Here is a 19,362-nt window from a genome sequence, read left to right on the forward strand (position 1 = left end):
TCATGAAATATTATAGTTTACAGAATAAAGACCATATCGTATCCTTCGAAGATGCGGTAGTAGCCGGCCTTGCGCCAGATAAGGGATTATACTTTCCGGAGCACATCCCCGCCTTCGAAAAAAGCTTCCTCGAAAATATTGCAGAGAAAAGTGAGGTCGAAATCGGCTATGCTGCCATCAAACCATTCGTAGGTGAAGAAATTCCCGACGAAGCGCTGCGAAAAATCATTGCCGATACGCTCAGCTTTCCATTTCCTGTTGCTCCCGTTCATGATAACATCTATTCCCTGGAACTTTGGCATGGCCCTACATTGGCATTCAAGGACGTAGGTGCCCGCTTCATGGCGGGTTGTCTCGGCTACTTCCGCAGGAATGACACCCGCCCGGTAACTGTACTGGTAGCTACTTCCGGCGACACCGGCGGAGCTGTTGCCAATGGTTTCTACGATGTACCGGGTGTGAAAGTGGTGATCCTCTACCCCAGCGGTAAGGTGAGCACCCTGCAGGAAAAACAGCTGACAACACTGGGGAAGAATATTACCGCACTGGAGATAGCCGGCACCTTCGATGACTGTCAGCGTATGGTGAAAACCGCTTTCCTCGATGGTGCACTGCAGGCCCATACCCTGCTGACCAGTGCCAACTCTATCAACGTGGCACGGTGGTTACCACAGATGTTTTACTACCTGCTGGCCTATAAGCAATTGCAGAAAGAAGTTGTATTTTCCGTACCTAGCGGCAATTTCGGTAATATCTGTGCTGGTATGATGGCTGCAGCCATGGGATTGCCGGTAAAACATTTCGTAGCAAGTACCAACGTAAATGATACTGTACCCCGATTCATGGAGAATGGCCAATATCAGCCCGGTCAGGCAAAGCCCACCCTTTCTAACGCTATGGACGTAGCTGATCCGAGCAACTTTGTAAGGATCCTGCAGTTGTTTATGAACAGCCTGCCGGCATTAAAAGAGAAACTGACAGCGTATAGTTTTGATGATAAGGCAACCGTGGAAACGATGGAGGAAGTATGGAATAAATATAACTATATGCTGGATCCACATGGGGCCGTAGGGTACCTGGGACTGCAAAAATACCTTGCAGGCGCAGATACCACCGGCGTATTCCTCGAAACAGCGCACCCGGTTAAATTTGCAGATACAGCGCCTGCCAGCCTGCAATCGCAGATTGTCACCCCAGACAGGGTACAGCATCTCTACTCACTGGAAAAACAATCAGTACAACTCCCGAATGACTATGCAGCCCTGAAAGACTGGCTGATGAAGCAATAAAGGTTTTAAAAAAATAAGCATCTCAGTGAGATGCTTATTTTTTTATTTTAATATTGCCATATGAAATACCTGGCCCTTTTCTCACTGCCTATACTGTTTGCCTGCAACTCCAGCTCTACGGAGCATTCAGCAGAAGCAAGTGCCGATTCTGCGCTCTATGCGCCCATGATACAGCCGCTGACTGATTCGCTGAATAAGTTCCCTGATAATGCAGACCTGCATTTCAGGAGAGCACTTTTGCTGTTCAATACAGACCCCGCGTTGGCACAGAAAGACTTTGAAAAGGCAGCCAACCTGAAACCAACCGTGCCAGACTACTGGGCTGGTGCCGGTGAAGCCGCTATTTTAACAGGTAAATACAAGGAGGCGGTGGCTAATTTTCAAAAAGCCCAGCACCTGGCGCCAAAGTATGCCTACCTGCAATATCGCCTTGCCACTGCCCTCATTGAAGATAAACAATACAAACGCGCAGACAGTCTGGCATCCAAACTGGCCAACGACCCTGCGAATCACGATAAGGCCTATTATCTCAAAGCAAAGATTGCTGAAGAAAATAAAGACACCACACTCGCTATCCAGCATCTGAGAACTGCCATTGATCAGGCAGGTTTACAAAGTGACTACGATGCCGTCATGGAACTGGGCGACCTGCTGGCAGAGCGCCATGTTCCCGCCGCTCTGCAATATTATACACTTGCAGCCAGAATGGATTCTACTAATGATGATGCCGTATTTGCCATCGGTAAATTCTATGAGCAGGAAGGTAAGCTGGCTGAAGCGATGACTGCATTTAAGAGTGCGATCAATATCGATCCTGAGGATGGGGATAATTACTTTGCTTTGGGAAAACTCTATTTTAAACAACAGGAATGGCAGCCCGCCTATAACTACTTTAACATGGCTTGTAAGTCAGCCCCGGCCGAAGGTGAGTTCTATTACTACCGGGCCAGATGCAACGAAAAACTGGGCAGGAAACAACAGGCTATAGATGATTATAGCAAAGCCATCACCTTTAAAAAGGATTATAAGGAGGCCAAAGAGGCGCTGGCGAACATACAGAAATAAGTTACATTCGTAGCTCAAAAAAACGTTGTTCCTTTGAAAAAGAAGACCACCCTTATTGCACCCTCTCTCCTAGCCTCCAACTTCCTGGAGCTCGGCAAGGAAGTAGATATGCTGAATAACAGTGAGGCTGATTGGTTGCACCTCGATGTAATGGACGGACGTTTTGTGCCTAATATCAGTTTTGGACTACCCGTCATTTCCCATATTAAAAAAGCGGCCCGTAAGATCTGTGATGTGCATCTGATGATAGAAGAGCCGGAGAAGTATGCAGAAGATTTTAAAAAGGCCGGTGCTGACATTCTTACCGTGCACTACGAAGCCTGTACACATTTACATCGCAATATCCAGCAGATCAAAAACCTCGGTATGCAGGCAGGTGTCGCGCTGAACCCCCATACGCCTGTACATTTACTGGAGAATGTAATTAAGGACCTTGACCTGGTACTCATTATGAGTGTAAACCCCGGCTTCGGCGGCCAGCACTTTATTGATCAGTCACTCACTAAGATAAAGCAACTCCGTGCCCTGATAGACGAACATCAGGCACATGCATTAATTGAAGTTGATGGAGGAATTACAACTGATAATGCGGCAGCAATCATAGCGGCCGGAGCCGATGTGCTGGTAGCTGGCAGTTCGGTATTCAATGCGCCCGACCCTGCTGCAGCGATCAAGGCCTTAAAATATGCCTAACCGTGTTCGAACACATATTTGATCCCGCCTCTAACGGATGGCGGGATTTTTATTTTATTCCGCCTGGAGCTTATTAATGATCTCACTTGACAAAGGCTTCGTGAGATATCCTTTCACAAAAGCATAATCGTCCACCTTCTTTCTGTCACTGTCATCAATAGAAGAAGTGAGTACAAAGATGCCAATTTTCTTAGGTAGCTGCTCATAAAATCCGGCATAGTCGTTCAGGAAGTCCCAGCCATCCATGACTGGCATGTTTAGGTCCAGCAGGATCAGGTCTGGCAGCAGATCCGGCTCGTAGATGTACTCACGCAGATAGTTGAGTGCGTCCTGTGCTTCAGAAAATGCTTTCACTTTCTCCCCGATCCCTTGCCGCTTGATCATCAGATTTGCTATTTGTTGATGAATCGGGTCATCGTCAACGATAAAAATCAAATTGAGCAATTGCATACAGGGATTTATTCGGTTTTAAAGGTAATAATAAATTTGGTACCCCGGCCTGGTGCGCTCTCCGCACTTATACTTCCTCCCATTGCCTCTACCTGGTTTTTTGTAATAAACAGGCCGATTCCCTTTGCATCAGCATTTTTATGAAATGTCTTCCTGAAACCAAACAGTTTGCTGCCAAAGCGATCCATATCTATCCCCATTCCGTTATCTTCTGCCGTCAGGGTGATCATACCTTTCTCTTTCCGGCTGCTGAAATGAAGGGTTGGCACTGTGCCAGGCATCCTGTAACGGATGGAATTGGTGACAAGGTTTTGTAGAATACTATCCAGGTAGATTCTCGGAAATCTAACCATGGGGGCTTCCTGCAAGTCGGTTGTGATCTGCAAGCCACTCTGGCTTATTTCCAGCACCAGCACGTGCGATATGTACTGTAATCTGCTTTCAAAGGAAAGCAGTTCCTGCCGGATATCTGTCTCTTTTCGTATTTGCACCACGTTTACCAGGTCATTGAGTGTCTCATCCGTTTTGTTAATCACGGCTTCAAGCATGCCCAGGTATTCCTCCTTCTCCGTTTCCTTTTCGGAGTCGTTGTGTAATTGCATCAGCGCTTTCAGGTTGGCAATCGGTGCCCTCAGATTATGGGAAGTGATGTGCGCGAAATCTTCCAGCTGCTGGTTTTGGTTCGTTAAGTTCCGGTTCAGCTTACTCAGCTGACTATTGGCCCTGTGTAATTCTTTTTGCAATTTGCGGCTCCCCGTAATATCCCGGATAAAGACAGAGACGGTGTTATCACGCATAGGTGTGACAAGGAAGTCAAACCACTTGTCCATCCGGTAAAAGTAGCTACTAAATGACTCTGATACAGTACTTTTCATGGCCTGTGCCAATCTGTCCAGGAATGGAGACGGCGTTCTGAACTCAGGAATTACCGCAAAGATATTACAGCCGGGTTGAATTTCCACGCCTGCCATTTGTGCCGCCTTCCTGTTCATAAAGTTTACACGCCCATCGCGCTCCAGGGTAGCGTAGCCCATATCAACCGCATCAAAGAAAAGGTGCAGCTGCTCCGTGTTGCGTTGAAGCTCGGTACGCATGTAGTGCTCCAGTTTCTTATCTGTGATATCGTTGATAAGGGCTACTACGATCGTTTTCTTGTCGATCGGGTCCCGAAGCGGGAAAAGGGTATAGTCCATCCAGCGAACCTCCGATAAATCTGTGTACGTTTTTTCGGCGGAGAAGTCTACTTCGATTTCCCTGCGGATCATCCTGTTCTCAGTTACAACGGTCATGAACATTTCATTGAAGCCGTACAGCCGGGCAAAAGGGTCGCTCATGATATTGTAGCTCTCATACTGAAGCCCGGAACGGACCTTCAAAAACTCACGATGTGTGTGATTTATCCGGCGCATAAATCCGTGGTGATCGAACTGTACATAGCCGATGGGCAGGTGTTCTACTACGCTGTCCAGCAGGCGGGCACTTTTTTCAAGGCCCATGAGTGTGAGCTTCTGAGCTGTGCATTCCTGCAACAGGAGGTAAAGGTCCGTGATCTGCTTTTGCTGGTTAAAAGCAGGAAAGACGGTGGCTTCGTAAAAACAAGGTGAAAGTCGGATCGCATCCCTAATAGCAAATTCCTGATAGCGTAACAGGATTTCCTTTTTTACAGGCCCGCCTGTAGCCACTACTTCTTCAAACAGCTGGCTCAGTCCGATCTGGCGATAAACGGGGTCACGCAGGATATTATATCCTGGTTGTATAAAAATAGGGTGATGAGGTCCCCAGATCTCCTTTTGTAAGGCGTTGCTTTTAACCGGGAATCCGTCCACAGTGAACTGTTGTATACCCAGTGGAAGATGAGAAAATAGTTTATCTGGCTGGGTGGATTCCTGCCCCAGTAAAATATAATGTTCATTGTGGGCCAGCAACTGCCATGCTGTCCATTGTCCACTCCGGCCTGCAAGTTCAATACAGGCTTTCAATCCGTTTTGTAAGGTGGCTAACAGCGCTCCCCAGTATATACCGGTTCTTTCGCCGAACAGGTGATCATAGTGGACTTTTCCTGCATTTCCCCCCGGTAACTGCACAAGTCCCCTGGCCCGATCATTGGCCGATAACAGGTTTCCATTAAGGTCTAGTAACAGTGCCGGTACAAACGAAGCGAGTGCCTTGTTTATAATGGCATCATTCATAATTTTCTATAGGATAAGTTTTTAAAAATAGGGAATATATTAATATTTTTTGGTAGATATTTTTCTACAGCGTCTTTCAGCCATCACAATTTCTTCATTACTTCTGATGAACTGATCGGAATTCCTACCTGTAAAACTATAAGCAGGATTGTTTTCGAATTTTTTCCACCCATTGTGGATTTCCATTTTTTTCAAATTTGAAATGGTGCCTATCTTTGGCTAAATCAAAGGGACTCAAAAGAAAGTTTAATTCTTACCGTTTTTTTAACATTGAAAGCAAATGATCGTCGCATCTGCCAATTGTTAAATTGACAAATTAAGTGATCTGTATATCGCCAGTAAGGAAAAAGGCTTTGGCTTGGTTATTGCCGCTGCTGATATGGGCCGCTGCACTGCCAGGCGTGGCATCCCGCTTCACAATTAAATAAGACAACACTTGACAGAATCAATCATCAACTTAGACAGCATTAACCCTATCGAGTTTTTTGGGGTCAATAATGGAAAGCTCGACCTGCTGAAGAAAAAATTTCCGCTGCTAAAGATTCTCTCCCGGGGTACTCAACTCAAAATATCCGGTGCACCGGAAGAAGTAGCAACAGCGCAGGAAAAAATTACGCAAATCATCTCTTACCTGGAGCGCAATGGTAACCTCAGTGAAAATTACTTCGAACAAATTTTAGGAGACGAAGAGTCTGTCGACAATTTCAAAGACCGTAATTCTAACGAGATCCTCGTATTTGGTCCTAACGGCCGCAATGTAAAGGCAAGAACTGCCAACCAGAAGAAGATGGTGGCAATGGCAGAAAAGAATGATATCATTTTTGCCATCGGGCCTGCTGGTACAGGTAAGACTTATACTGCTGTAGCCCTTGCTGTACGTGCACTTAAGAACAAAGCTGTCAGGAAGATCATTCTTACCCGTCCTGCCGTAGAAGCCGGCGAAAACCTTGGCTTCCTCCCCGGCGACCTGAAAGAAAAGATTGATCCCTACCTGCGCCCTCTGTACGATGCATTGGATGATATGATCCCGGCAGATAAACTGAGCTATTACATGACCAATCGTGTCATCGAGATCGCTCCACTGGCATACATGCGTGGCCGTACGCTGGACAATTCTTTCATCATCCTGGATGAAGCACAGAATGCAACTGACCTGCAGATGAAAATGTTCCTGACCCGTATCGGCCCAAATGCAAAGGCAATCATTACGGGTGACATGACACAGGTCGATCTGCCAAAAAATCAGCAATCCGGTCTGGCAAAAGCGAGCCGTATTCTTCGTAATGTAGATGGCATTGGCTATCTGGAACTGGATGAAGAAGATGTGGTAAGACACCGTTTGGTAAAAGCTATCATTCGTGCATACGACGCCGCCAAGGACAAAGAGGAACAATATCAGCAACAGTATCCAAATCACAGGAACAGAGATAACAGAGATAGGGACAGAGATCGAGATAGGGATCGCGACAGGGAAAGAGACAAAGAAAAAGAGGAGCGCAGAGATAATTAACACTTCCTTAACAGCGTTTATTGTATGTTCACTTTTTATTATGCGAATTGAACAACAATATGAACCTGTACCCATGGCCAGACACAACAAATTTTCCTGTTCGGGACAGAAGTGTGCAACCACGGCCGGAGACTCATCATCGCTTTTTTGTAAATTTCTACTTTCCTCCTATTTTTGTTACCGCTTATTTATAATGAACAATTGCATGACCAAATATCTGCGCTTCCTTGCCCTGATTTTAATATCCGGTGTTGTACTGAGCAGCTGCAAAAAACGGGCTTCCCCACAGGAGGTAGCACTGAACTTTATGCATGCTATTCAGGAATCTAACTTTGACCTCGCCAGAGATTACGCGACAAAGGAATCGCAGCAGGTGATCCAGTTATATTCATTTTTCGATGCCCGCCGCAATGAGAACGAAAGAGAAAAAATCAAAAAGGCAGGTATAGAAGTCGTAAATGCGGAAGAGAATGGAGATAAAGCGACGGTGACTGTGTTGAACTCCTCCTCTAAACAACAGGAGAGATTGCAACTGGTAAAGGAAAACGGCCAATGGAAAATATCGCTGTCATTGGAAAGCATAATTCCTAATTATATGCCTCCGGCTACCCCAACCATGGATTCTGCCAGCATCATGCAGCAAGACTCCACGAGCGTAACGTCTCCGGATCAAAAATAGTCCTACCCTCCCTGTAAATTTGGATTTACAGTTGAGTTCCTTATTTTTGCGACGCGCCAGCAAAAGTTAAATTCCACATTGCATAAGTTAAACAGCTGACCTAAGTCCCACTACCGACTTGGACAGCCTTTTCCTTTTGTAATACTGACAAATGCCGGCGGCACCAAAATAATAAATAAACAATAAAATAGTTTTGAAGATGACGACGAACAATCCCTGGCATCAAGTCAGCACAGGATCTGAATCACCCAAAGTCGTAAATGCGATTATTGAAATACCAAAAGGCTGCCGCGCTAAGTACGAGCTGGACAAGGAAACAGGTCTGCTCAAATTAGATAGAGTGCTGTATTCTTCTGTATACTACCCTGCAAACTATGGCTTTATTCCTCAGACATACTGCGATGACCATGATCCACTGGATATCCTGATCCTGTCACAGGTCGATGTAGTGCCAATGTGTATTATGGAAGCCAAAGTGATCGGTGTAATGCAGATGATTGACGGTGGTGAGGCCGATGATAAGATCATCGCTGTCGCTGCAAATGATATGAGCGTGAACTATATTAACGATATTACAGAATTGCCGCCTCATTTTACTGCTGAAATGCGTCACTTCTTCGAAGAATATAAGAGACTTGAGCACAAAGAAGTGAAAGTTGCTGAATTCCAGAATAAAGAAGTTGCTGAAAGAATCATTCTTGAAAGCATCGAAGGCTACAAGAAGAAGTTCAACAAATAATTATAATAAAAAAGCTTTTGCCTCCTGGCAAAAGCTTTTTTATTTACGGACAGAGGCCTCCTGTGCCTTAAAAGTATCTTTTTATAATTCTCAGGTTGTGCGTCCTCACCCCTGTATCTGCATTAATTATCCCCTGGTTATCTATCGGATCTACCCGCACCTTACCAGATGAATGTATGATCTCATGATCATTCAACAGTATCCCTACATGGGTAATCCTGCCTGCTTCATTGTCAAAAAACGCCAGATCACCCAACTTCACTTCCTGTAGAAAGTCCACCACTGTACCCTGTGTTGCCTGCTGATACGCATCCCTCATTAATGAGATGCCCAATGTCTTAAACACTGTTTGCGTAAAGCCGGAACAATCTACTCCAAAAACCGACTTTCCGCCCCATAAATAAGCTGTATTCAGAAAGTGGAACGCCTTCTCTTTCAATTCTTTATCGTCTAATAAAGGTGTCTTTAATTTTTCCTCAAACTGTACCTGCCACTTTCCCCAAACTGTTACAGCCTCATCCGTCGTTTTTACGAGGCAACCTAACGGCACCTGCATCGGCTGACCATTCATTTTGACAGTATTCACCCAGTTGGCAGTATAATGCGTGTATGGTGCGTTAAATAATTCTTCTTCGATGATTTCCAGGTGGTTAACAGTAACCCATCCCTCATAGTCATCATACTGACATTTTACCTTCACCCAGCCATCCTGTCCGGTTACTGTAATGGTTACGCATTCACCCCACAACGCCTGCGAGATCATTTCACTTCTATGGGCGGGTTCTGCCCTTAAAGGCATGACAGGCACCACCGTTATTGCATATGGCATATTAATTGTCTAAAATATTTATATGTCTAATGAAACCTTTTAGGTTTTCATATGTAAATATAGGTAACACTATGCTACAGCAGTTAACTAATTTGTCGGACAAAGACTTAATATCCCGGGCGAGAAAGTTGAAAGACCAGGAAGCCGAAGGTGTTCTTTTGGAAAGATATAGTCACCTCATGGTGGCTGTATGTTTGCCTTATCTGAATACGGCTCCCGAAACGGGCGCAGATGACGTATTCCCGGTACTTTTACAGCGTCTCAGCAACTCACTGAAGACCCAAACCATTCACAAGGTAAATGAATGGATTCATTACAATGTGAAAGCCATTCAGGATAAGGCTGACAGGAACCTCCCCTTCTTTTCTTCTACTGAATCCAGAGAAATACAGCAGGTTGATGCACGGATTGAGAAAGCTGCCATGAACCAAAAGGAGCAGCAGCAACTCATTGCGCAAATGAATGTAGTCATTAGTCAGTTGCCGGCAGAGGAGAAACACTTTCTCACTAAATTTTACCTGGAACAACATCCTTTGGCCCAGTTAGCTGAGAGTAAAAAGTATTCCATCGACAAGACAAGGCAGATACTGAAAAATGCTAAACAGCATATGGCTTCAATACTGATGAAACAATCCTATGAGCAGTAATTTGGAAAATAACGATAAGATACTCAAAATCTTCAGCCCGGTTCGGTGTATGAACAGGGACCAGCTGCCCCGTTATCTTGACGGGCGACTGACCGACCTTGAAAAACATTTGCTGGAACAGCACCTGGTTGATTGCGATCTTTGCTTTGACGCATTACAGACATTGTCTCAGCCAAAGTACAGGGAGCAATATCAGCGATTGTCTGTAAGTATATCACAATATATCCGTAACAGTATTCGTAAGGTATCAACTACGCAAAAGGTAGAGCGTTATCAGCGACTGGAACAAAAGAAAGAAAGTTTTCTCATTTATTTCTGGGTTGTGGCCGCAGTAGCACTGGGCGCCGGTGGAGTGTATCTCGTTCAGCAACAGAATAAACTAACGGCATCAAATCAGCATCCGCCAATCGCTGCCGTTGAGAAGACTGATAAAGGGATGGAGCCGATACCTGCCAGTCAGCATCAACCGGTGGTTGCACCACAGGCCGAGACCGCAGCAGCGCCAGCACCCGCACCCGCGGCACCGGCACCGGTAGCAGATACTTTGCAAAAGAAAGCTGCTCCTGCACCATTAACAGTAGTGCCCGCGGTGAAAAAAGATACAATCAAAGCTACTGTTACACCTAAGCCTGCACCACCTAAAGATTCGGCAAAGAAGACCGCTGCTGCTGAACAGAAAGAAGAGAAACCTACTTTACAACCCGCTAAAGAGACAGCTGCTCCTGTGGCAGATAAAGTAGAGAAGAAAGAGACACCTCCACCACCTAAAAAGGAAAAGGAGGATGATGATGATAAAAAGACAGCTGATGCACAACCTTCCGGTACTGATGAATTCCTGTACAAAGCAGCAATGGTATACCATCAGCAAGGTGATTTAAATGAAGCTATTTCCAGGTATAAACACCTGACTGATAGTAAATCCAAATATGGAGAGCTGTCCCGTTACCAGCTGGCTGTATGCTACCGCAGTAAAGGCCAGACGGGAAAAGCCCGTAGAATGTTTAAAGAAGTAGTACGGATGAACGGGCCGATGAAAGATAAGGCACAATCTGCACTCGATAGTTTGTAATTGTTTCTTCATTTTTAAATATGCCTTGTACGGTGTAAGCTGTACAAGGCTTTTTTATGCACGCCTGCACGCTATGTGAAGGGAATAAACTGCTTCAGATTTCTTTTTATGGAATTCCTCTAACCTAGCATCTATATATTATAAGTTTCTATCTTTATCCCGTGAATATTAAGAACAGCCAGGAATTAACAGACGAAGAACTGCTGCAACGGTATAAATCCGATGACAACAGCCACTGGGTTGGCATCCTGTTCGACAGGTACGCCATCCTCTTACTCGGTATGTGCATGAAATACCTTAAAAATGAAGAAGACGCAAGGGATAGTGTGCAGCAGATCTTTTTAAAAGTATTAGCAGATATCAATAAGCACCAGGTGCAATTTTTCAGAGCATGGATCTATATGGTCACTAAGAACTATTGTCTCATGCAACTCCGACAACGTAACCAGGTACGCCAGGAAGAAGTGAGCGAAAAACACCTGAATGATCCTGCACCTCCTGAAGAAAAAACTACCTTAGCAGAGAAAGAAGTCCTCCTCACAAATATGGAACAGGCACTTGAACAGCTGAATGATGAACAACGCGTCTGCGTAAAACTATTCTATCTGGAAAAATGCTCTTACCAGGAAATCACGAACAAAACAGGGTATAGCTTGTTGCAGGTAAAGAGTTATATTCAAAACGGGAAAAGAAATTTGAAGTTGTTATTAAGCAAACAAGGAAAGCAATAATCATGGACGATTTTATGAATAATGCATATAATGATCTGTTCACGACAACACAGTGTCCAAGTCAGCAGGAGCTGATGGATTATGTGCAGGGGAAGTTGTCGCCGGAGAAACAGCATGAGGTGGAGTTGCATTTGTCAGATTGTGAATTGTGCAGTGAAGCTGTAGAAGGATTAAGTGCATTTGAACAGAAGGAGATTATCCCCGTATACCTGAGGCAGATGAAGTGGCAGATGTTGCGGAAATTAAAAAGCAGGAAACAAAAGAAGGATCAGATAGCCAGTCATACACAACTGGCCATTATCTGTATTATTGTACTATTTATATTGCTTGCAGCCTTCTGGGCGTATCACTTTATGACCCATCCAACGAAATAGTTCCAGGAAGAAAATCATTATAATAAGAAAGGCCCGTTGCATGTGCAACGGGCCTTTCTTATTATTCAAAAATCTCTTAGTTCAATGCATCCAGTTTCTTCTTGGTTGCGTCTACCTTCGCATTATCATTTTTGATCGCATAGATCTTCTGTAATGCATACAGGCAGCTCTGGTAAGTAGACTTATCACTAGCATCCAGGCTGGCAGCTTTAGCAGTGAAGTTCTGGTCAGCTTTCTCAAAGAAAGGCAGTGACTGATCCATCAGGGTCTGTACTTTGGTCTGCAGTTCTTTTGCTTTAGGTGAATTCTGTTGTTTGCTATCCATAGCGTTCAGTTCCTTGTTGAAACCTACCGCACGGTTGAAATACAGTGCACCCAGCTGGAAGTTTGCAGTTGCATCATCAGCTTTCAGCTCGATTGCTTTTTTATATGCACCTTCAGCTTTACTCATCAGTTCTTCATAATTAGCTGGTTTTACAGCTTCTTTCCCCTCTTCTGCAGGTGGGTTAGCCAGGTTATCTACGCGGATACCGTAGTCCAGTACAGTATTGAAATCATTTGGATTCTCAGCCATCTTCTTCTCCAGGATAGCCAGCAGTTCGTTGGTCTTGCCGGTCTTGGAGTAGTAGATCATTTCCATATCGCCAAAACGTTTGTCTTTAGGGAAAGCGGCTTTACCTTCTTCGATAGCTTTCAGCCAGTTGTCGTTCTGACCTTTCTCTTCGTAAGCCTGTGCCAGGATTACATACAGTGCTGGCTCAGTTTTGAACTGCAGGTCAGCTGCTTTTCTCAGATATAAGATCGCATCATCTTTCTGACCTGCCTGGCTAGCTGCGTAACCGGTATAGAAAGTCATAGATGTATCGGTTGGGATTGTACCACCCAGGTTTTTACCGTTATAGAATTCCGCGATAGAGAACGCTTCTTTGAAGTGAGTATATGCAGAATCCCATTTCTGATCGTTCAGGTTACCATAACCGGCGTTACCTACGGTAGCGTACAGGTTGAACATACGCTGGTTCATTTCCAACAGCGCTTCTGGTAATTTTGGATTGATTTCCAAAGCCTTCTTATATGCTTCGAATGCTTCAAGTGCTTCAGCAGAGCTCTTATGCTCAGTAGCCTGTGCTTCCAGGATCTTACCCTTTACATAATAAGTCTTTGCATCATTCTTGGTTTTATCATTTTCCAGCGCAGCCTGAATATCAGCGGTTGCTTTTGCATAATCCTTGCTTTTCAGGGCATCTTCAGCACTATTTACTTTAGCACGCTGAGCTACAGCTGCTAATCCTGCACTGCAAAAGATAAATGATACCAACAGTTTTTTCATGATCAATTTTTTTTTATTTGCTATAAGTATGGTTAAGTGATTATTTACGAGTTCAGCTTTAAATAAATACAACCAACCGCCGCTTAACCATTAGTTCGCATAGGCAAATTGCGGTAATTTTATGAATTATTCATTAGGTGTTTCCCCGTCCCCAGCCTGATCTTCATCAGTTACATCTTCTCCACTGGTAGCAGCTGCATCACTGATTTCCTGCTGAGCAATCTCCTGCTCTATGTTTTCCAGATCCTGCTCTACTTCCTGTTCTTCCTGCTCATCCAGGCGTGCTACTGCCGCGATCTGATCAGTATCATCCAGGCGGATCAGTCTTACACCCTGTGTTGCTCTACCCGCTTCACGGATATCGGCTACTGCCATACGGATAGTGATACCGGATTTACAGGTGATCATCAGGTCATCCTTTTCAGTTACGTCCAGGATAGCGATCAGGCGGCCTGTTTTTTCTGTAACGTTAATGGTTTTAACCCCTTTACCGCCACGGTTCGTAATTCTGTATTCCTCAATATCTGTCCGCTTACCGAAACCATTCTCGGATACAACCAGTACCGTACGATTTTCGTCTTTATTTACACAAATCATACCAACTACCTCGTCCTTATCATTGTCCACTTCGATGCCTCTTACACCGATCGCACCGCGACCTGTGTCACGCACTGTATTTTCAGGGAAGCGGATCGCACGGCCACTCTTAATAGCCATCATGATTTCGCTGTTACCGTTGGTGAGCTTGGCTTCCAGCAGCTGGTCGCCTTCATTGATAGTAATTGCGTTCACACCATTCTGACGTGGGCGGGAGAACTCTTCGAGCAAGGTCTTCTTAATGATCCCATTGCTGGTACAGAGCACGATATAGTGGCTGTTGATAAAATCTTTATCACCCAGATCCTTGATGTCAATAATTGCACGGATCTTATCGTCGGTAGGCAGGTTGATCAGGTTCTGGATGGCACGGCCCTTACCACTCTTCTCTCCTTCCGGAATCTCGTATACTTTCAGCCAGTAACAACGCCCCTTCTCAGTAAAGAACAACATGGTATGGTGTGTAGAAGCAACGAACAGGTGCTCGATATAATCTTCTTCACGGGTTTTACCGCCCAGTGCACCACGACCACCACGTTTCTGCTGGCGGTAATCATATGCAGATGTACGCTTGATATAACCGAGGTGGGAAATGGTGATCACCACATCTTCTTCTGCGATGATATCTTCCATTCTCATTTCGCTGGCCAGGTACTGAATTTCAGTCTTACGCTCGTCGCCAAAGCGTTTCTTTACATCTTCCAGTTCTTCACGGATGATCTTGAAACGCAGACTTTCGTCGTTTAACACATCTTTCAGGTAGCTGATCAGTTTCATGATCTCTTCATATTCTTCCTTGATCTTGTCGCGCTCCATACCAGTCAGACGTTGTAAACGCAGTTCCAGGATAGCTTTTGACTGAATCTCGCTCAGACCGAACTGACTCATCAATCCGTCTTTCGCTTCATCCGGTGTACGGGAACCACGAATCAAAGCAATCACTTCATCCAGGTGATCAAGAGCAATCAGATAGCCTTGTAAGATGTGTGCTTTTTCCTCTGCTTTACGCAGGTCGAAACGGGTTCTTCTCACCACTACTTCATGGCGGAAGTCAACGAATTCTGCTAACAGATCTTTCAGTGCCAGTACACGTGGACGACCTTTTACAAGTGCCACGTTGTTGATACCATAAGACGTTTGCAGTTCTGAATATTTATACAGCTGGTTGATCACCACGTTGGCAATGGCTTCACGTTTCAGATCAATTACCAGACGCATCCCTTCACGGTCACTTTCATCACGTACTTCAGCAATTCCTTCGATGATCTTATCATCCGCCAGTTGCGCAATCTTCTGGTGCAGCACCGCCTTGTTAATCTGGTAAGGCAGTTCATAAATTACCAGCCGCTCACGGCCCGCTTTGGTCGTTTCAACATTTACTTTACCACGCACTACCACACGCCCGCGGCCTGTTTCAAATCCCTGTTTCACACCTTCGTAACCGTAGATGATACCACCGGTTGGGAAGTCAGGCGCTTTCACATATTTAATCAGATCCTCGCTGGTGATCTCTTTATTTTCAATGTAAGCGATCAGACCATCCACTACCTCACTCAGGTTGTGAGGCATGATGTTCGTAGCCATACCCACCGCGATACCAGACGCACCATTCACCAACAGGTTCGGGATGCGGGTTGGTAATACACTAGGCTCTTCGAGGGTATCGTCAAAGTTCAGCGTGAAATCCACTGTCTCTTTGTCGATATCTTCCAGCATCGCTTCTGCTATTTTTTGCAAACGGATCTCCGTATAACGCATAGCCGCCGGCGCGTCACCGTCTACAGAACCGAAGTTACCCTGACCGTCTACAAGGATGTAGCGCAAGGTCCAGGGCTGTGCAAGACGTACAATGGTGTCATAAATGGAAGCATCGCCGTGCGGGTGATATTTACCCATCACCTCACCCACAATACGGGCTGATTTCTTGTAAGGTTTATTGCTGTTGTTACCCAGCTCACTCATACCAAACAACACCCTGCGGTGTACGGGTTTCAAACCGTCCCTTACATCAGGAAGCGCACGACCTACAATTACCGACATTGAGTAATCGATGTAAGCGGTCTTCATCTGCTCCTCGATGTTAATCTGGACAATCCTTCCTTCCTGAGAATTTTCAGTATTTTCTGACATTTAGATGGTTGTTTTGCTTATAAAACAAATGAGCGCAAATATAGCCATTTCAGGCCGAAATACGGCCATTTTGACATTAAATGTGAATAAAAAGGGAATTGCCATATAGCGTTAAAACACAATGCGATAGTAAATATTTTCTGCAGCAGAGTCTGAATAATCTTTTAAATTGCACTCACTGCCAATATTTATCCCATATCATAAAAAATTAGAATATGGAGAAAATGAAATATTGGCAAACAATTTGTTTTTAACCCTATGGAAATCAAAGTCTCATGGGACAGCGCGCAGTTAAAGAGTCAAAGATAGATTCGAAATTTGCTGAAATTTTGAACTTTACTATTACCACTGATGTTAAATCCCTGTTCCGTAAACCATAGTAAAGAATTATATTAAGGTAACATGAAGAATATTTTATTGTTTGGTGCCGGGAAGTCGGCCACCTGCCTGATAGATTACCTGCTGGTGAATGCTCCCCGGCAGAAATGGCATGTGACCGTAGCGGATCACGACTTGATGCTGATTAAGTCGAAAACCGGTAAATCCTACTACGTGACCCCTGCTGCTATCAACATCCAGGATGAAGCCGCCAGACAACAGCTCGTTCAGGAAACAGACCTTGTAATATCTCTGCTCCCTCCTTCCCTACACATTATTGTAGCGAAAGACTGTCTCAAATTCGGAAAGAATCTACTTACTGCATCCTATATCGATCCGGAAATAAAAGCTCTGGAAAAGGAAATTGAAGACGCAGGCCTCCTGTTCATGTATGAAATGGGCCTCGATCCGGGTATCGATCACATGAGTGCTATGAAACTGATCCACTCTATCGAAAAGAAAGGTGGACAGATCTCCTCCTTTAAATCCTACTGCGGTGGCCTCATTTCTCCCGAAAGCAATGACAACCCATGGCAATACAAAATATCCTGGAACGCCCGCAACATTGTAATGGCAGGTAGCTCCGGCGCTGTTTACAAAGAGAAAGGAAAGGTGAAGGAAATCGACTACCCACACCTCTTTGACCAGAGCAAAACCATCCAGATCCCGACCCTGGGCAAACTCGCATGGTATCCTAACAGAGATTCACTGGCTTATATGAAAGCATATAAACTGGATGATATTCCGACCTTCATGCGTGCCACCCTGCGCTATCCCGACTTCTGTGAAGGATGGGGCACACTGGTAAAACTAGGCCTTACAGACGACGCTCACAAGATTCAGACTGATGATATGACCTATTACCAATGGGCCAGTCAGCACCTGAAGCCTGCGAAAGACCTGAGTAATGAAGAAAATATCGCTCATTACCTCGGCATCTCTGCCAAGTCAAAGATCATCCGCCAACTGAAATTCTTAGGCTTGCTGAACAGCGAACCTATTCAGCAGGGGGAACTCACCAATGCCGGTGTACTGCAGCACATCGTTGAATCCAAACTGGCCATGGAACCTACCGACAAGGATATGATCGTGATGATCCATGAGATAGAATTTGAACGCAGAGGCATCACTACCCGCCTGCACAGTTACATGATCGTACAAGGCGAAGATCACCTGCGTACCGCCATGGCAAAGACTGTTGGCCTGCCCCTGGGCATCATGGCCAAGATGATCCTGCAGGGAAAAACAAATCTTACGGGCCTGCAAATACCTGTCACACCTGATATATATAACCCTGTTCTGAAAGAACTGGAAGAGTATAATATTCGATTTGAGGAGAGTTTCGAGTAGAAATCATATTTTCCTATGGTAGATGACCCTCATTCAAAGAAAAAGGCTGACCAATGGTCAGCCTTTAAATTTTATACTATTCCCGTATAAAGGCAATATATGTTCTACATTGCCAACTGCTCTTCATCTAATTATGCTGGCTTTGAATATACGTTTGCACCAACTCCTTCAACTCCTTCACACCCGCTGTCGCAGACTTCTCTATCAGGTGCAAATAAGGCCGCTGCTTCACCTGCGGTAAACTCTTATCTATCACAAACACCGGTACATGTCTGGGCACAATATCCAGCAGTCCCGCCGCCGGGTACACCAGCAACGACGTACCAATGACCACAAAAATATCTGCCTGTCTGACCAGGGCTACCGCCTGCTCAATCATAGGTACTTCCTCTCCAAACCATACAATGAAAGGACGCAGCTGCCCACCATCTGCCGCAAGATCACCCAGCTTAATGTCTTCGTTATAAGGATAGGTTCGTTCTGTATCCAGTACACTCCTCATTTTAGTGATCTCCCCGTGTAAATGCCATACCTGTTTGGCCCCCCCTCGCTCATGCAGGTCATCAATATTCTGGGTAATAATATGCAGGTCAAAATGCTCCTGCAACGCTGCCAGGCCTATATGTGCCGCATTGGGTTGTGCCGCCAGTATATCCCGCCGGCGCATATTATAAAAGTCCAGTACCAGCTGAGGATCCTTCTTCCATCCCTCCGGAGAAGCCACTTCATACACGTTATACCCCTCCCACAGTCCATCACTGTCACGGAAAGTCCGTAAACCACTCTCGGCGCTGATACCAGCCCCTGTTAATACAACCATCCGAAGTCTCATACCATGAATGTTTTTATGAATTTCTGGTTCGAATATACTGGTTTTAACATTTAACGTAACTTTATATATTATTTCCAAAACAGGACCAGCCTTGAAGATTATCTATACGCTTATTTTCTGTTCGCTGATTATCTTACAGCACACAACAGCCAGTGCTCAGAATGACACGACACATATACCAGCAGATAGCAGCACTGCTAAAAAACAGCTGGACAGCTTACAGCATAATAAACCTCTGACTGAAGAAGATACTGCCATCAGTTATCGTATCAACAAGGTATACCTGAAGAGCATCTGGTCAGATTTAAAATATACGGTTGCACGTCCTGCACACTGGGAGAAACGGGATTATATCCGCCTGGGTATCGTAGTAGGTGGAGCGGGTATCCTGATGACAACAGCAGACTATGAAGTAAAGCAGTTCCTGCTCCGCAACCATACCAGCGGATGGAATGCGGTCACAAAACAGATCGAACCTTTC

At 45.0% G+C, this 19,362-nt stretch carries 17 protein-coding genes and 1 pseudogene; 12 read left to right on the forward strand and 6 right to left on the reverse strand.

Annotation, left to right across the window (positions count from 1 at the left end):
• Positions 1-2: 2 nt before the first annotated feature.
• From thrC to rpe, 3 genes are read left to right on the forward strand one after another with little or no spacing between them, the layout of a single operon-like run.
• Positions 3-1,289, forward strand: coding sequence for a threonine synthase (thrC, locus tag ABDW33_RS06055; protein ID WP_343689168.1), 1,287 nt, complete (start codon positions 3-5; stop codon positions 1,287-1,289).
• A 60-nt stretch (positions 1,290-1,349) separates the two neighbouring features.
• Positions 1,350-2,354 (forward strand): tetratricopeptide repeat protein, encoded by a 1,005-nt coding sequence (locus ABDW33_RS06060; protein ID WP_343689169.1) that lies wholly within the window; start codon positions 1,350-1,352, stop codon positions 2,352-2,354.
• Between the two features lie 33 nt (positions 2,355-2,387).
• The gene (rpe, locus tag ABDW33_RS06065) at positions 2,388-3,047 is read left to right on the forward strand and encodes a ribulose-phosphate 3-epimerase (RefSeq protein ID WP_343689170.1); all 660 of its coding nucleotides are present in this window, start codon (positions 2,388-2,390) and stop codon (positions 3,045-3,047) included.
• Between the two features lie 54 nt (positions 3,048-3,101).
• Here the strand turns inward: rpe and ABDW33_RS06070 are convergent, their stop codons facing one another.
• Positions 3,102-3,497 (reverse strand): response regulator, encoded by a 396-nt coding sequence (locus ABDW33_RS06070; protein WP_343689171.1) that lies wholly within the window; start codon positions 3,495-3,497, stop codon positions 3,102-3,104.
• Positions 3,498-3,505: 8 nt separating this feature from the next.
• A complete protein-coding gene (locus tag ABDW33_RS06075) occupies positions 3,506-5,686 on the reverse strand; it encodes a PAS domain-containing sensor histidine kinase (RefSeq protein WP_343689172.1) in 2,181 nt (726 codons plus the stop codon).
• Between the two features lie 436 nt (positions 5,687-6,122).
• Here ABDW33_RS06075 and ABDW33_RS06080 point away from each other — a divergent pair, with 436 nt between their 5' ends.
• The 3 genes from ABDW33_RS06080 (at position 6,123) to ABDW33_RS06090 (ending at position 8,614) form a co-directional block, all read left to right on the forward strand.
• The gene (locus ABDW33_RS06080; protein ID WP_343689173.1) at positions 6,123-7,196 is read left to right on the forward strand and encodes a PhoH family protein; all 1,074 of its coding nucleotides are present in this window, start codon (positions 6,123-6,125) and stop codon (positions 7,194-7,196) included.
• Between the two features lie 205 nt (positions 7,197-7,401).
• Positions 7,402-7,875, forward strand: a complete 474-nt coding sequence (locus ABDW33_RS06085; protein WP_343689174.1) for a DUF4878 domain-containing protein — start codon at positions 7,402-7,404, stop codon at positions 7,873-7,875.
• Positions 7,876-8,074: 199 nt separating this feature from the next.
• Positions 8,075-8,614 (forward strand): inorganic diphosphatase, encoded by a 540-nt coding sequence (locus ABDW33_RS06090; RefSeq protein WP_116854765.1) that lies wholly within the window; start codon positions 8,075-8,077, stop codon positions 8,612-8,614.
• A gap of 67 nt (positions 8,615-8,681) precedes the next feature.
• On the opposite strand, the gene ABDW33_RS06095 is transcribed toward ABDW33_RS06090, so the two are convergent.
• Positions 8,682-9,443: a C40 family peptidase gene (locus ABDW33_RS06095; protein WP_343689175.1), complete on the reverse strand. Its 762-nt coding sequence runs from the start codon at positions 9,441-9,443 to the stop codon at positions 8,682-8,684.
• Positions 9,444-9,514: 71 nt separating this feature from the next.
• On the opposite strand from ABDW33_RS06095, the gene ABDW33_RS06100 reads away from it, so the two are divergent.
• From ABDW33_RS06100 to ABDW33_RS06115, 4 genes are all read left to right on the forward strand, one after another.
• Positions 9,515-10,090 (forward strand): hypothetical protein, encoded by a 576-nt coding sequence (locus ABDW33_RS06100; RefSeq protein ID WP_343689176.1) that lies wholly within the window; start codon positions 9,515-9,517, stop codon positions 10,088-10,090.
• Complete coding sequence (locus ABDW33_RS06105) at positions 10,080-11,159, forward strand: tetratricopeptide repeat protein (RefSeq protein WP_343689177.1); 1,080 nt, start codon at positions 10,080-10,082, stop codon at positions 11,157-11,159. Before ABDW33_RS06100 ends, ABDW33_RS06105 begins: the two co-directional genes overlap by 11 nt.
• 161 nt (positions 11,160-11,320) lie before the next feature.
• A complete protein-coding gene (locus ABDW33_RS06110; protein WP_343689178.1) occupies positions 11,321-11,890 on the forward strand; it encodes a sigma-70 family RNA polymerase sigma factor in 570 nt (189 codons plus the stop codon).
• Positions 11,891-11,892: 2 nt separating this feature from the next.
• Positions 11,893-12,264, forward strand: coding sequence for a zf-HC2 domain-containing protein (locus ABDW33_RS06115; protein WP_343689179.1), 372 nt, complete (start codon positions 11,893-11,895; stop codon positions 12,262-12,264).
• A gap of 76 nt (positions 12,265-12,340) precedes the next feature.
• Here the strand turns inward: ABDW33_RS06115 and ABDW33_RS06120 are convergent, their stop codons facing one another.
• Complete coding sequence (locus tag ABDW33_RS06120) at positions 12,341-13,594, reverse strand: hypothetical protein (RefSeq protein WP_343689180.1); 1,254 nt, start codon at positions 13,592-13,594, stop codon at positions 12,341-12,343.
• 126 nt (positions 13,595-13,720) lie between these two features.
• Positions 13,721-16,321 (reverse strand): DNA gyrase subunit A, encoded by a 2,601-nt coding sequence (gyrA, locus tag ABDW33_RS06125; protein WP_343689181.1) that lies wholly within the window; start codon positions 16,319-16,321, stop codon positions 13,721-13,723.
• A gap of 402 nt (positions 16,322-16,723) precedes the next feature.
• On the opposite strand from gyrA, the gene ABDW33_RS06130 reads away from it, so the two are divergent.
• Positions 16,724-18,049, forward strand: coding sequence for a saccharopine dehydrogenase C-terminal domain-containing protein (locus ABDW33_RS06130; RefSeq protein WP_343689182.1), 1,326 nt, complete (start codon positions 16,724-16,726; stop codon positions 18,047-18,049).
• Between the two features lie 127 nt (positions 18,050-18,176).
• On the opposite strand, the gene ABDW33_RS06135 is transcribed toward ABDW33_RS06130, so the two are convergent.
• Positions 18,177-18,881: a Sir2 family NAD-dependent protein deacetylase gene (locus ABDW33_RS06135; protein ID WP_343689183.1), complete on the reverse strand. Its 705-nt coding sequence runs from the start codon at positions 18,879-18,881 to the stop codon at positions 18,177-18,179.
• A gap of 91 nt (positions 18,882-18,972) precedes the next feature.
• Between ABDW33_RS06135 and ABDW33_RS06140 the strand changes: the two are divergent.
• Positions 18,973-19,362, forward strand: a pseudogene (locus ABDW33_RS06140) (PA-phosphatase); the annotation flags it as partial.

This window comes from Chitinophaga sp., assembly GCF_039596155.1.
Lineage (GTDB): Bacteria > Bacteroidota > Bacteroidia > Chitinophagales > Chitinophagaceae > Chitinophaga.